At 71.2% G+C, this 12581-nt stretch carries 11 protein-coding genes and 5 tRNA genes; 11 read left to right on the forward strand and 5 right to left on the reverse strand.

Annotated features, from left to right (window positions below):
• Nucleotides 1–66 precede the first annotated feature (66 nt).
• From AB0M70_RS38525 to AB0M70_RS38540, 4 genes are all read left to right on the forward strand, one after another.
• Nucleotides 67–441 carry a hypothetical protein gene (locus tag AB0M70_RS38525; RefSeq protein ID WP_365827858.1) on the forward strand — a complete coding sequence of 125 codons (375 nt, stop codon included), beginning with the start codon at nt 67–69 and terminating at the stop codon, nt 439–441.
• Between the two features lie 61 nt (nt 442–502).
• Nucleotides 503–1273 (forward strand): DsbA family protein, encoded by a 771-nt coding sequence (locus AB0M70_RS38530; RefSeq protein WP_365827860.1) that lies wholly within the window; start codon nt 503–505, stop codon nt 1271–1273.
• Nucleotides 1270–2154 (forward strand): cytochrome c biogenesis CcdA family protein, encoded by an 885-nt coding sequence (locus tag AB0M70_RS38535; RefSeq protein ID WP_365827862.1) that lies wholly within the window; start codon nt 1270–1272, stop codon nt 2152–2154. The genes AB0M70_RS38530 and AB0M70_RS38535 overlap by 4 nt, the downstream gene beginning before the upstream one ends.
• A gap of 30 nt (nt 2155–2184) precedes the next feature.
• A complete protein-coding gene (locus tag AB0M70_RS38540; protein ID WP_365827864.1) occupies nt 2185–3294 on the forward strand; it encodes an ABC transporter permease in 1110 nt (369 codons plus the stop codon).
• A 54-nt stretch (nt 3295–3348) separates the two neighbouring features.
• Here AB0M70_RS38540 and AB0M70_RS38545 read toward each other — a convergent pair.
• The 4 genes from AB0M70_RS38545 to AB0M70_RS38560 all read right to left on the reverse strand — a co-directional run bounded on the left by AB0M70_RS38545 (nt 3349) and on the right by AB0M70_RS38560 (nt 5263).
• Nucleotides 3349–3422, reverse strand: a tRNA-Phe gene (locus AB0M70_RS38545).
• 24 nt (nt 3423–3446) lie between these two features.
• Nucleotides 3447–3521, reverse strand: a tRNA-Asp gene (locus AB0M70_RS38550).
• A gap of 39 nt (nt 3522–3560) precedes the next feature.
• Nucleotides 3561–3633: transfer RNA gene (locus AB0M70_RS38555), tRNA-Glu, on the reverse strand.
• Between the two features lie 79 nt (nt 3634–3712).
• Nucleotides 3713–5263: a metallophosphoesterase gene (locus AB0M70_RS38560; protein WP_365827866.1), complete on the reverse strand. Its 1551-nt coding sequence runs from the start codon at nt 5261–5263 to the stop codon at nt 3713–3715.
• A gap of 59 nt (nt 5264–5322) precedes the next feature.
• On the opposite strand from AB0M70_RS38560, the gene AB0M70_RS38565 reads away from it, so the two are divergent.
• From AB0M70_RS38565 to AB0M70_RS38580, 4 genes are all read left to right on the forward strand, one after another.
• Entirely contained in the window at nt 5323–5673 is a 351-nt protein-coding gene (locus tag AB0M70_RS38565) for a metallopeptidase family protein (RefSeq protein ID WP_365827868.1), read from the forward strand.
• Nucleotides 5674–5772: 99 nt separating this feature from the next.
• Complete coding sequence (locus tag AB0M70_RS38570; RefSeq protein WP_365827870.1) at nt 5773–6339, forward strand: hypothetical protein; 567 nt, start codon at nt 5773–5775, stop codon at nt 6337–6339.
• Between the two features lie 265 nt (nt 6340–6604).
• Entirely contained in the window at nt 6605–8953 is a 2349-nt protein-coding gene (locus AB0M70_RS38575) for a DEAD/DEAH box helicase (RefSeq protein ID WP_365827872.1), read from the forward strand.
• Nucleotides 8954–9248: 295 nt separating this feature from the next.
• Nucleotides 9249–9321, forward strand: a tRNA-Lys gene (locus tag AB0M70_RS38580).
• A gap of 69 nt (nt 9322–9390) precedes the next feature.
• Here the strand turns inward: AB0M70_RS38580 and AB0M70_RS38585 are convergent.
• Nucleotides 9391–9642 (reverse strand): hypothetical protein, encoded by a 252-nt coding sequence (locus tag AB0M70_RS38585; protein WP_365827874.1) that lies wholly within the window; start codon nt 9640–9642, stop codon nt 9391–9393.
• Nucleotides 9643–9771: 129 nt separating this feature from the next.
• Here AB0M70_RS38585 and AB0M70_RS38590 point away from each other — a divergent pair, with 129 nt between their 5' ends.
• The 3 genes from AB0M70_RS38590 to AB0M70_RS38600 all read left to right on the forward strand — a co-directional run bounded on the left by AB0M70_RS38590 (nt 9772) and on the right by AB0M70_RS38600 (nt 12464).
• Nucleotides 9772–10989, forward strand: coding sequence for an alginate lyase family protein (locus tag AB0M70_RS38590; RefSeq protein ID WP_365827876.1), 1218 nt, complete (start codon nt 9772–9774; stop codon nt 10987–10989).
• Between the two features lie 109 nt (nt 10990–11098).
• Nucleotides 11099–11172, forward strand: a tRNA-Met gene (locus AB0M70_RS38595).
• A gap of 155 nt (nt 11173–11327) precedes the next feature.
• A complete protein-coding gene (locus AB0M70_RS38600) occupies nt 11328–12464 on the forward strand; it encodes a PP2C family protein-serine/threonine phosphatase (protein WP_365827909.1) in 1137 nt (378 codons plus the stop codon).
• Nucleotides 12465–12581: the final 117 nt, after the last annotated feature.

Below are 12581 nucleotides of genomic sequence, written 5' to 3' on the forward strand. Positions count from 1 at the left end.
ACCCGCCGCTCGGAGGTGGCGAACCGATTTATCTGGCGGGGCGCCAGGGGACGTACGATTCCGGGCATGTCGTCCCGTACGCGTCTGTCGTGGTGCCCCCTCCTCGGGGTGCTGCTGATCGTGCTCGGGGCGTTCTGCGGGCCCGCGGCCGTTGCGTCCGCCGCTTCGGCGCAGCAGTCGCGAGCAGCGGCGACTGCTGTCGTGCACGAGACGGACAGCGTGCCCGGCTGTGGCAAGGGCGGACAGCAGGACGGCGGGAGCGGACCGGTGGCACCGCCGCGCCCCAGTTCGGCTCATGAGCTGCTGCCCGCTCTGTACGAGGCGCACGCGGCGACCGGTGCCTGGGGTGGCGACCAAGCCGTACTCACCGTCGCGCCGGGCCGCGCCCCACCCGCGCTCGCGCCGCCCTCCCCGATAGAACTCTCCGTTCTGCGCGTGTAGGAGACCCCTGTCTCCGCAGGGGTCCCTTGATCGTCGTACGCAACAGGAGAAGCGCACAGCCATGTCCAGTCATCCCAGCAAGTCCAGCAAGTCCAGCAAGAAGAACATCGCCATCGGCGCCGCCGTGGCCCTCGCCGCCCTGCTCCTCGGCGCCGCCTCCTACAGCGCCACCAAGCCCGACGAGCCCTCCTCCGTCACCGCGAAGGAGGAGCCCGCCGCGGACGTCTCCGCCGACCCGCAGGCCGGGGTCTACCCGGAGCTGGCGAAGCTCGCCAGGCGCGACGGCAAGGACGCCCTCGCCCAGGGCCGCAAGGACGCGCCGGTCGTGCTCATCGAGTACGCCGACTTCAAGTGCGGCTACTGCGGCAAGTTCGCCCGCGACACCGAGCCCGGCCTCGTGAAGAAGTACGTCGAGGACGGCACCCTGCGCATCGAGTGGCGCAACTTCCCCATCTTCGGCGCGGACTCCGAGTCGGCGGCGCGGGGCGCGTGGGCCGCAGGACAGCAGGGGCGCTTCTGGCAGTTCCACGCGGCGGCGTACGCCGATGGTGCCAAGGAGAAGGGCTTCGGCGGCGAGCGCCTGAAGGAGCTCGCGAAGGAGGCCGGGGTCAAGGACATCGGCCGCTTCACGGACGACGCGGGCAGCGCCGCGGCCAAGGCGGCGGTGAAGAAGGACCAGGAGGAGGCGTACGGCCTGGGGGCCACGTCGACCCCGTCCTTCCTGGTCAACGGGCGGCCCATCTCGGGCGCCCAGCCGGACGAGGTCTTCGACCAGGCGATCGAGCAGGCGGCGAAGAGCGCGGGTGCCGGCTCCGGGTCGGCGGACAAGTGACCGCCGACGTCGGGTACTTCGCGGCGTTCCTCGGCGGTCTCCTCGCCCTGATCAGCCCCTGCAGCGCGCTGCTGCTCCCCGCCTTCTTCGCGTACTCGATCGACTCGACCTCACGGCTGCTCGCGCGCACCGGCATCTTCTACGCCGGTCTCGCCACGACCCTCGTGCCGCTGGGCGCGGCGGGCTCGGTCGCCGGGCGGTTCTTCTTCGGGCACCGGGACCAGCTGGTGCTGGTCGCCGGCTGGCTGATCATCGCGCTCGGCGTGCTGCAGGTCGTGGGCATGGGGTTCGCCTCGCGGAAGATGTCCGAGCTCTCGGGGCGTATCCGGCCGACGACCGCGGTCTCCGTGTACGCGCTGGGCGCGGTGTACGGACTCGCGGGGTTCTGTGCGGGCCCGATCCTCGGCAGCGTCCTCACCGTGGCCGCGGTGAGCGGGAGCCCCGTCTACGGGGGACTGCTGCTCGCCGTCTACGCCCTGGGGATGGCAGTGCCGCTGTTCGTGCTCGCCCTGCTCTGGGAGCGGTTCGACCTCGGGCGGCGGCGGTGGCTGCGGGGGCGCGCCTTCCGGATCGGGCGCTTCGAACTGCACACGACCTCGCTCCTGTCGGGGCTGTTCTTCGTGGCCCTCGGCGCCCTCTTCCTGGCGTACGACGGGACCACCGCGCTGCCGGGTCTCCTCGACGTGGACGATTCGTTCGCCGTGGAGCGGTGGGCCGGGGGCGTGGGCCGTGCCGTGCCGGACGCGGTGCTGCTCGTGGGTGTGGTGGCGCTTGTGGGCCTCTGGTTCGGGGTGCGGGCGTGGCGGAAGCGGGCGAGGGCGCGGACGCAGGCGCGGTCTCGGGCGCGGACGAGTGGGCCGGTTGAGGCCGAGCAGGGGTGAGTCCGTTTCAGGTGTTTTAGCCTGATTCGTATGGCTGAACAGCTTGATCACGAAGAGCACCGGCACGGAGCCCATGGCGCTCACGGCGCCCACGGAAGGGCTCCCACCGGGCGTGAGCGGTGGTCGTCGTTCAAGGACTCGCCCTTCCTGCCAGCGGTCGTCCTCGTGTTCATCCTGGCGGCGGCCGCGGGCCTCTTCGCCGGCTCGTACACGTACTCCATGGCGAAGCCGACCCCGCACCACATCCCCACCGCGGTGGTCGGCGCCGAGGAGGCCACCCAGGGCAAGGCGTTCCTCGACGGCATGGAGAAGGCGCTGAACGCCTCCCTGGAGGTGCACGAGTACGACAGCGTCGCCGCGGCGCGCAACGCGGTGGCCGAGCAGAAGGTCTTCGCGATCCTCGCGGTGGCTCCGGGGGGCGGGGACAAGGTGACGTTCGACGTCTCGGGTGCTTCCGGGGCCTCGGTCGCCCAGGTGCTCGCGGAAGCCGCGCCCAAGGTGGGCAAGGAGGTGGGGGTGCCGGTGACGGTGAAGGACATCAAGCCCCTCCAGGAGGGCGACCCGCGAGGTCTCGCGATCTTCTACATCTCGCTCGCCGCGGTGATCATCGGCTTCGTCGGGGCGATCCAGCTCAGCGTGCACGCCCGCGGGCTGAATCCGGCCGAGCGGATCGCTTTCACCATCCTCTACTCGCTGCTCGGCGGCTTCGTGATCGCGGCGGTGGTGGACTGGTGGCTGGGGGCGGTGAACCTGCCGTTCGTCGAGTCGTGGCTGATCCTGGCGCTGACGATGTTCGCGTCGGGGATGGTCTTCACGATGTTCAACACGCTGTTCGGGCGCTGGGCGATGATCCCGACGTGGGGCCTGATGGTGCTCCTGGGCAACCCGTCGTCGGGCGGCGCGGTGTCCTGGCCCCTGCTCCCCTCGGTGCTCGGCCACATCGGGCGGTGGCTGCCGCCGGGGGCGTCGGTGAACGCGCAGCACACGGCGGTGTACTTCGGCAGCCACCAGCACGCGTTCCCGTTCCTGGTCCTCGCGGGGTGGGCGGTCCTGGCGTCCGCGGTGTTCTGGGTCTGGCGGCACCGGCACCCCGGCGGACGGGAGAAGCCCGCGGCCCATGCGGCCGCCCCCGCGGGGTGAACGGACCGGGGGAACGCGAAAGGCCCCGTCCATCGGACGGGGCCTTCGAAGAGGTGGCTGGGGCCGGGATCGAACCGGCGACCTATCGCTTTTCAGGCGATCGCTCGTACCAACTGAGCTACCCAGCCACGCGATCCGCGTGGAATCGCAAGCGGTCCTGACGGGATTTGAACCCGCGGCCTCCACCTTGACAGGGTGGCGAGCACTCCAAACTGCTCCACAGGACCAAGCGTTGTGCGAGCACTAGTCTCGCACAAGGTGTTGCGTGCCCCCAACGGGATTCGAACCCGTGCTACCGCCTTGAAAGGGCGGCGTCCTGGGCCACTAGACGATGAGGGCTAAGGGCCCACCTGGGCGCTTTGCAGCGCGTCGGGGACGTGAGAAGCATATGGGATGCGGGGAGCTATCGCCAAAACGGTTATCGGGGGGCCGGGGAACCGCTCCCCGGGGAGCGCCCCGGAGGGGCCGGCGAGGGGGTCGCCCCCGGCTGGTTCTCCTTCGGCAGATGGCGGCTGACCTCCGCCTTCGTCAGCCCGAGGCCACCCAGCTTGATCTCGTCCCAGGCCTGGAGCCGCCGGGTCTCCCGGTCCAGGTAGAGCACCGACGTCTCGACCGGGTCGGGGTACTTGCCCTCCACCGCCCGGAGCCCGCTGCCGCCCGTGGACCCCTCGATCCGCAGCCGGGTCCCGCGGTCCATGACCTCCATCTCCGCATGGTGGACGTGGCCCGCCAGGACGAGCGGCACCTCGCCGTCCGTCTCCCGCGCGGCATCGGGGTTGTGCGCGACGGCCACGTCCACGGGGGTGCCCGCCGTCTGCTGGTCGCGCAGGGCGGAGGCGAGGCGGATGCCCGCCATCTCCTCGACGGGCTTGCCCTCCGCCGCCACCGAGCGGTCCGGGGTGTACTGCGGGTCGCCCGTCCCGGCGAACCGCAGGCCCGCGACCGACACGGCCCTGCCCTCGTCCAGTACGTGCACGTTCTTCATGCGCTGGAGGTAGCGCTGGGTGGTGGCCGAGTCGTGGTTGCCGCGGACCCAGACGTACGGGGCGCCCAGATCCTCGATCGGGTCCAGGAAGGCGTTCTCGGCGGCGCTCCCGTGGTCCATCGTGTCGCCGGAGTCGACGATGACGTTGATGTCGTACTGCTCCACGAGCGAGGCGATGATCTTCCAGCTCGCCGGGTTGAGGTGGATGTCCGAGACGTGCAGGACGCGGATCGTGGACGGGTCCGGCTGGTACGCGGGCAGTGTCGACGTCGCGTCGTACAGCTTCGTCACGTTGGTGACCAGGCGCGCCAACTCCTGCTGGTAGACGTCGAACTCGCTCACGATGGAGCGCGCGTTGCCGACCACCGACGGCGCGCTGCTGAGGAGGCCGGAGAACTTCGGCTCCAGGACGGACTTCGGGTTCCACGTCGCGTACGCCGCCGCGCCCGACGCGGCGAGCAGGGCCAGCGCGAGACCGCCCGCCGCGAGGGCCCGGCGCGGACGCCGGTAGACCGCGAGGCCCAGCGCCGTGGCGCCCGCGACGACGGCGGCGCAGGAGCGCACGGCCAGGTCGAGCGTGCCGTGGCCGACGTCCTTGGCCACCTCGTCCTGGAGTCCCGCGATCCGCTCGGGGTGGTCGACCAGGGCCTGGGAGCGGACCGGGTCCAGGCGGTCCACGTCCACGTCCAGGCGGATGGGCGCGATGTGCGAGCGCAGTTCCAGGGCGCCCAGCGGGGAGACGTCGATCTTCGTGCCGCCGGTGAGCGAGGGGCGCAGCGTCATTCGCGTGTCCATCGGCCCCACGGGCGCGTGCACGCTGCCGACGATCAGCAGGCCCAGCCAGGCGCCGAACAGCACGACCGCGACCAGGCCCAGTGCGCGGCCGTAGGGATGCGGAGGACTGACGAGTTCGCCGACCGGGCGGGGGTGGCGGGATCGGTAGTGGCGTACGAGGGCGGCGAGCGCACGGAAGTCGCGGGCCATTGGGCCCGTATGCCCATGGGGAGGGGCGGCCATGCGGGGCGGTGGCCGACAATGGGGGTGTGCTGGAGATGACGCGGGAAGAGTTCGAGGAACTGGTCGCCGAGGCGCTTGACCGGATTCCTCCCGAGTTGACGCGGTTGATGGACAACGTGGCGGTGTTCGTGGAGGACGAACCGCCGGCCGAGGACCCCGAGCTGCTCGGGCTCTACGAGGGAACCCCGCTGACGGACCGGGGCGAGTGGTACGCGGGCGTGCTGCCGGACCGGATCACCATCTACCGGGGGCCGACGCTGCGCATGTGCGCGTCGCGCGAGGACGTGGTCGCGGAGACCGAGATCACCGTCGTGCACGAAGTCGCACATCACTTCGGGATCGACGACGAGCGCCTGCACGCCCTGGGGTACGGCTGACGGAAGGCGGCAGGTCCGTCCGCCGGTCCGTGTCCTCTTGCGGGGCAAGGGAGTTGGGTAGGGCGTCCCCGCTTCTCAGCGCCTCGGAGGTGCTAGGCCGTGCGCCAGTTGTACGTTCCTGTCCGGTTGGCCGCGGCGGCGGTGGCCGTCATGGCGACCGCGGGCTGCATGAGCATCGGCGACGACGACGGCGGTGAGCCGGGACCCGCGCGGTCCGTCGGCGAGCGCAGCGCGGCGGCCGCCCCGGACGGCGGAGGGGTCACGCCGGGCGCGGATTCCGCCGGTGGTGGCAGCGGGGGCCGCGATGACGCGAAGGGTGGCAAACGCGGCAAGGGCGGCAAGGGGAAGAGCAAGGGCAAGGGCGGTTCGGGCGCGCGCGGCGGGTCCGGTTCCGACGCCGCCCGAGCCTCGGCCTCCGCGTCCGGCGGCGGGAACCCTGCCCCGCCGACGAGCGACGGGCGCCCCTCGCCCACCAGGTCCAAGCCCGACGCGCCGCGCCCCACGCCGACGCCCGACCCCCCGAAGCCGACCCCCACGCCGACTCCCGAGCCCACCCCGGAGCCCTCGTCGTCGGCGCACGAGCCTCCGAAGCAGGACACTCAGCTGGGGGAGCGGTCGGAGGGGCTCAGGTCTCGTGAGCCGTCACCGGAGGCGGGTCCTGCGTAGGGGGTTCCGAAAACCCGCTTCCTCGCAGGTGAGACAGGTCGTAAGGGGTGGAATCCAAGGTGCCCCGGAGGGTGCGGTTTGCCTTCTGGGGGGGTGGGTGCGTATGGTGGTAGATCGTTTGATCCCATTTGCCCGGCGCCGAAAAAGAAGAGCGCCGCGTGGCGCGTACTCTCCCTTGCCGTGGCTGACCGCATCGAGGCGGTCCATTGCGAAATCACGGAGTTGACGGGCGCGTGCCGAGACTCCGGAAGGTTTCGCATTTCGCATGTCCATTTCTCACTCTGACCACGCCGTCCTGCCCGAGAACGAGACGACCGACGAGCTGACGGCTCAGACCGTCACCGAGGCCGTCGAGACGGTCCAGGCCACCGACGTCGCCGACGTCGTGGAGGCCGCCGAGCAGGTCGTCGTGGAGACCGAGGCTGCCGCCGAGGCCGCCGCCGAGGTCGAAGAAGCCGCCGAAGAGGCGGAGACCGGCCCCACCTTCGGTGACCTCGGGCTGCCCGAGGGCATCGTCCGCAAGCTCGCGCAGAACGGCGTGACCTCCCCCTTCCCGATCCAGGCCGCGACCATCCCGGACGCCCTGGCCGGCAAGGACATCCTCGGCCGTGGCCGCACCGGCTCCGGCAAGACCCTCTCCTTCGGCCTGCCGATGCTGGCGACGCTGGCCTCCGAGGGCCGCACCGAGAAGAAGAAGCCCCGCGGTGTCATCCTCACGCCGACGCGTGAGCTCGCGATGCAGGTCGCGGACGCCCTCCAGCCGTACGGCGACGTGCTCGGCCTGAAGATGAAGGTCGTCTGCGGCGGTACGTCGATGGGCAACCAGATCTACGCCCTCGAGCGCGGCGTCGACATCCTCGTCGCCACCCCGGGCCGTCTGCGCGACATCATCAGCCGTGGCGCCTGCTCGCTCGAGAACACCCAGATCGCGGTGCTCGACGAGGCCGACCAGATGTCCGACCTGGGCTTCCTGCCCGAGGTCACCGAGCTGCTCGACCAGGTTCCGTCCGGCGGCCAGCGCATGCTGTTCTCGGCCACGATGGAGAACGAGATCTCCACGCTGGTCAAGCGCTACCTGAACAACCCGGTCACGCACGAGGTCGACAGCGCCCAGGGCAACGTCACGACCATGACCCACCACATCCTGATCGTGAAGCCGCGCGACAAGGCGCCCGTCACGGCCGCCATCGCCTCGCGCAAGGGCCGCACGATCATCTTCGTCCGCACCCAGCTGGGCGCGGACCGCATCGCCGAGCAGCTCTGCGAGTCCGGCGTGAAGGCCGACGCGCTGCACGGCGGCATGACGCAGGGCGCTCGTACGCGCGTTCTTGAGGACTTCAAGAAGGGCTACGTCAACGCGCTCGTCGCCACCGACGTCGCCGCGCGCGGCATCCACGTCGACGGCATCGACCTGGTCCTGAACGTGGACCCGGCCGGCGACCACAAGGACTACCTGCACCGCTCGGGCCGTACGGCCCGCGCGGGCCGCAGCGGCACGGTCGTGTCCCTGTCCCTCCCGCACCAGCGCCGCCAGATCTTCCGCCTGATGGAGGACGCGGGCGTCGACGCCACGCGTCACATCATCAACGGCGGCGGCACCTTCGACCCGGAGGTCGCCGAGATCACCGGCGCCCGTTCGATGACCGAGGTGCAGGCCGACTCCGCGGGCAACGCGGCGACCCAGGCCGAGCGTGAGGTCAAGGACCTCACCAAGGAGCTGGAGCGCGCGACCCGTCGCGCGACGGAGCTGCGCGAGGAGGCCTCGCGCCTCACCGCGCGTGCCGCCCGCGAGCGTGGCGACGACCCGGAGACCGCGGTCGCCGAGGCCACCGCCGCCGCCGAGGCCGAGGTCGAGGCCGCTGCCTCCGTGCCGGAGCAGCAGCCCGCGGCCGTGCGCGAGGAGCGCCGTCCGCAGCGTGACGAGCGCGGCAACTACGAGCGTGAGCGCCGCGACGACCGCGGTGGCCGTTCCTTCGAGCGCCGTGACGACCGTGCGTCGGGTGACCGTGGCGGCTTCCGCGGCGGCGACCGCCGTGAGGGCGGTGACCGTGGTGGTTTCCGTGGTGGCGACCGTCGTGAGGGTGGCGGCGGCTTCAACCGTGACCGCAACGACCGTCCCTCTTCGGGTGGTTTCCGTGGCGGTGACCGTCGTGAGGGCGGTGGCGGTTTCAACCGTGACCGCAACGACCGTGGTGGCTCCGGCTTCCGCCGCGACGACCGTCCGTCGGGCGGCGACCGTGGTGGTTTCCGTGGTGGCGACCGTCGTGAGGGTGGCGGTGGCTTCAACCGTGACCGCAACGACCGTCCCTCTTCGGGTGGTTTCCGTGGCGGTGACCGTCGCGAAGGCGGCGGTGGCTTCAACCGTGACCGCAACGACCGTGGTGGCTCCGGCTTCCGCCGCGACGACCGCCCCTCCGGCGGCCACCGTGGCAGCGACCGTCCGTTCAACCGCGACCGCCGCGACGACCGCCCCGCGGGCGGCTCGGGCGGCTTCCGCTCCGGCGGCCACGACCGCCCGTCGTACAACCGCAACTCGGGCACGTCCGGCACCGGCACGGGCACCGGCTCCTTCGGCCGCCGCGACGACAAGCCGCGCTGGAAGCGCAACGGCTGACGCCTGCTGAACAGTTGAACCGAAGGGCCCGCACAGCTTTGCTGTGCGGGCCCTTCGGCGTGCGCGGGGTCTCTCGCTCGGTGCCGACGGCCGACGGCCAAGGCCGGTTCTGGGACGGCCGGATCGCCGACGTGCAGGCGTATGCGGGAGCGCTCAGTGAGCGGCAAGTGGCGGTGCTGCGCGCCGGAGGAACCTCGGACTGACCGGTGGCTCGCGACCGTGCGACGGGCCCGGGAGGTGATACCCGATCGGATGGGCGGGCCTCTGCGGCTATGCTCGGGGGGTGCGTCCGCACGGACCGTTAGCTCAATTGGCAGAGCAGTGGACTTTTAATCCATTGGTTGTGGGTTCGAGTCCCACACGGTCTACCGCAAAGGCCCAGCTCGGGGAGGTCCCCGAGCTGGGCCTTCGGTGTGTTCAGGGGTGAGTGCCGGGGCCTAGGCGGGCAGTGCGGCGCGGGCGTGGTCGATGACGTTGCCGTTGGAGCAGTTGTTGGCGTGGTCGCTCACCCAGTCTCCGAGGACCGGCACCACGGCGACTTCCTGGAGGCACACGGCGGCTGCCGTGAAGTTCCAGTTGTTGGTGGCGTTCACGCCGCCGCCGAAGTTGGAGTCGTTGTCGGCGTGGGCCGGTGCCGCCAGGGCGAGCGAGCCGATGACCAGCATGCCTGCGGTGATGATCTTCTTCATGAGCTGGCAAACGACGCCCGGTCCAGGGCGTCACGCGCCGCCGGTCGCCCGAACGGACCCGCCTCGACTGCGCCCTTGGCCCTCGCGAGTGACGCTGTGCCTGGCAGGTGGCCGATCCGGAGGTGCAGCATGGGTTCCGTACGGCGGGCTCTCGTGATGGTGCTCGTGCCGTTGCTCGTCGGGGTCGCGGCGGCCTGCGGGGGGTCCGGGGGCGGGAGTGGGAGTGGGAGAGCCAGTGACCGGGCTCGGCCCGCCGAGCTTGCCTTCGCGCACCCGGGGGTCCTCGTCAGCAAGGCCCAGCTGGACCGCGTACGCGCCCATGTCGCGGCGCGCGAGCAGCCCTGGCTGACGGCGTTCGAGCGGATGCGGGACAGCAGGTACGGCGCCGACGACTACACGGCCAAGCCGTACGCCGTCGTCGCGTGCCCGGCCGGCGCCCGCGCGGGCCGGGGCTGCGTCGAAGAGCGTGAGGACGCCATCGCCGCGTACACGCAGGCCCTGCTCTGGAACGTCACCGGCGACCGCGCGCACGCCGAGAAGGCCGTGCAGATCATGGACGCCTGGGCGCGGGTGATCACGCGGCATACCGAGGCCAACGCCGGGCTCCAGACGGCCTGGGCCGCCTCCTCGTGGGCACGCGCGGCCGAAGCCGTGCGGTACACCTACGACGGCTGGACCGACGGCGAACTCCTCCGCTTCGAGCGCATGCTGCGCAACGCCTACCTGCCCCAAGTGCGGGACGGCGCAGCCGACTTCAACGGCAACTGGGATCTTCTGATGGCCGACGCGACCATCAGCATGGCCGTCTTCCTCGACGACCACGAGTCCTTCGAGAAGGCGGTGACGCACTTCAGGACCCGCGTGCCCGCCTATTTCTATCTGGAGTCGGACGGCCCGCTGCCCGTGTCACCCGCGGGCAGCGGCATCAATACCGCGGAGAAGCTCCAGAAGTACTGGTTCGGGCAGAAGACATTCGCCGACGGCCTTTCCCAGGAGACCTGCCGGAACTTCAAGCACGCCAGCTACTCCCTCGCGGCCACCGCGCACATCGCCGAGACCGCCTGGCACCAGGGCGTCGACCTGTACGGCGAGGTCAAGGAGCGGCTGCGGGCCGCGCTGGAATTCCACTCCCGGTACCAGCTGGGCGCCAAGGCGCCGGACTGGCTGTGCGGCGGCACGGTGCGGCGCGACATGGGGCCCGACACCGAGGTCGGCCTCAACCACCTGCGGGAACGGCTGCGGCTCGCCCTGCCGGAGACGGAGAGGCTCACCCAGGAGCAGCGGCCCGAGGGGACGGACGACCTGTTCGTGGCCTGGGAGACGCTGACACACGCCGAGAACGTGTGAGCGGGGGCGACCGACCCTTCAGAAGGCTCCCTTGAAAGGCTCCGTTTCCAGGTGGTTCGTAACCGGTTCGCTTTCACTCCCCCTGATGGCGTAGAGTTGCATTCAACGGCGCGGGGTGGAGCAGCTCGGTAGCTCGCTGGGCTCATAACCCAGAGGTCGCAGGTTCAAATCCTGTCCCCGCTACTAAAGACCGAAGGCCCGGATCCAGAAATGGATCCGGGCCTTCGGTGTTTTCCGCCGACGTGAGCCCCGACGGAAGTCGCTCACCCGGTCGGCCCACACCGGTCGCCCCACGCCGCCCCTCCGGGAACCCTGAGTGAGTGGGGCAGCGAGGAGAAATCGGCGGGGGCGGCAAGCGTCCCGACGTCCGGCACGAGCGGGCGCTCGTGCGGGCTCTTCCCCTGCTGCTCATCGTCGCCGGGATCGTGTACGACGTCTCGACCCCGCCCAGGTTCACCGCCGTGCCCCTGTTCACCGCGGCCCCGCTCATCGCCGCGCCCTTCTACTCGCTGCTCAGCACCCTCCTCATCGGCGCCGCCTCCTGCTCCGCCGTGCTCGCCCTGCACTTCAAGACCAACACCACGACCGACGTCGAGGCCGTCACCGAACTGATCACGGTGGTGACCGTCGCCGTCCTCGCCGTCGTCATCAACCGCGTCGTACGCCGCAGCGACAAACAGCTCGCGTCCGCCCGCTCCATCTCCGAGGCCGCCCAGCGCGCCGTACTGCCGCAGCCGGACCCCCGTATCGGCGGTCTCGACATCGCGGCGCGGTACGAGGCGGCGGAGGCCGACGCGTTCATCGGCGGCGATCTGTACGCCGTGCAGGACACCCCGCACGGCGTCCGCGTCATCGTCGGTGACGTGCGGGGCAAGGGCATGGGCGCGGTGGCGGCCGTCGCCGTGGTGATCGGGGCGTTCCGGGAGGCCGCCGAGCAGGAGGCCACGCTGGAGGCCGTGGCGCAGCGCCTGGAGCGTGCCCTCGCGCGGGAGGGCACACGACGCGACGGGCTCGACGCCTTCGAGGGGTTCACGACCGCCGTCCTCGCGGAGATCCCGCACGGCGACGGTCTGGTGCGTCTCATCAACCGCGGGCATCCGGGCCCGCTGCTCCTGCGCGGCGACGGCCGGTTGTGCGTCCTGTCCGCCACCGAGCCCGCGCTGCCGCTCGGGATGGGCGAGCTGGGGGCCTGGCCGGACCGTGCGGACGAGACGGAGTTCCCGCCGGGGGCGATGCTGCTGCTCTACACCGACGGGCTCTGCGAGGCGCGCGACGCCCGGGGCGAGTTCTACGACCCGGCGGCGCGGCTCGGCGGCCGGATCTTCCCGGGGCCGGGTGGTCCGGACGCGCTCTTGACGACGCTCGTCGAGGAAGTGCGGCGGCACACCGGCGGCGGGGGGACCGACGACATGGCGTTGCTCGCGGTGCGGCGGCCCCTGTCACCGGCCGTGACGGAAGGACACCCCTCCGCATAACAACTGACGTACTGTCAAGGAGATGTGAAGCTCCGGTGTGTGAAGAAGTGGGGTCAACTCGCCCCGTTCCGGCCCCCGGTGTCCCGATAAGTACGGGCCATGAGCGTTAACGATCAG

The organism is Streptomyces sp. NPDC051214, assembly GCF_040682375.1.
In the GTDB taxonomy this organism is placed as follows: domain Bacteria; phylum Actinomycetota; class Actinomycetes; order Streptomycetales; family Streptomycetaceae; genus Streptomyces.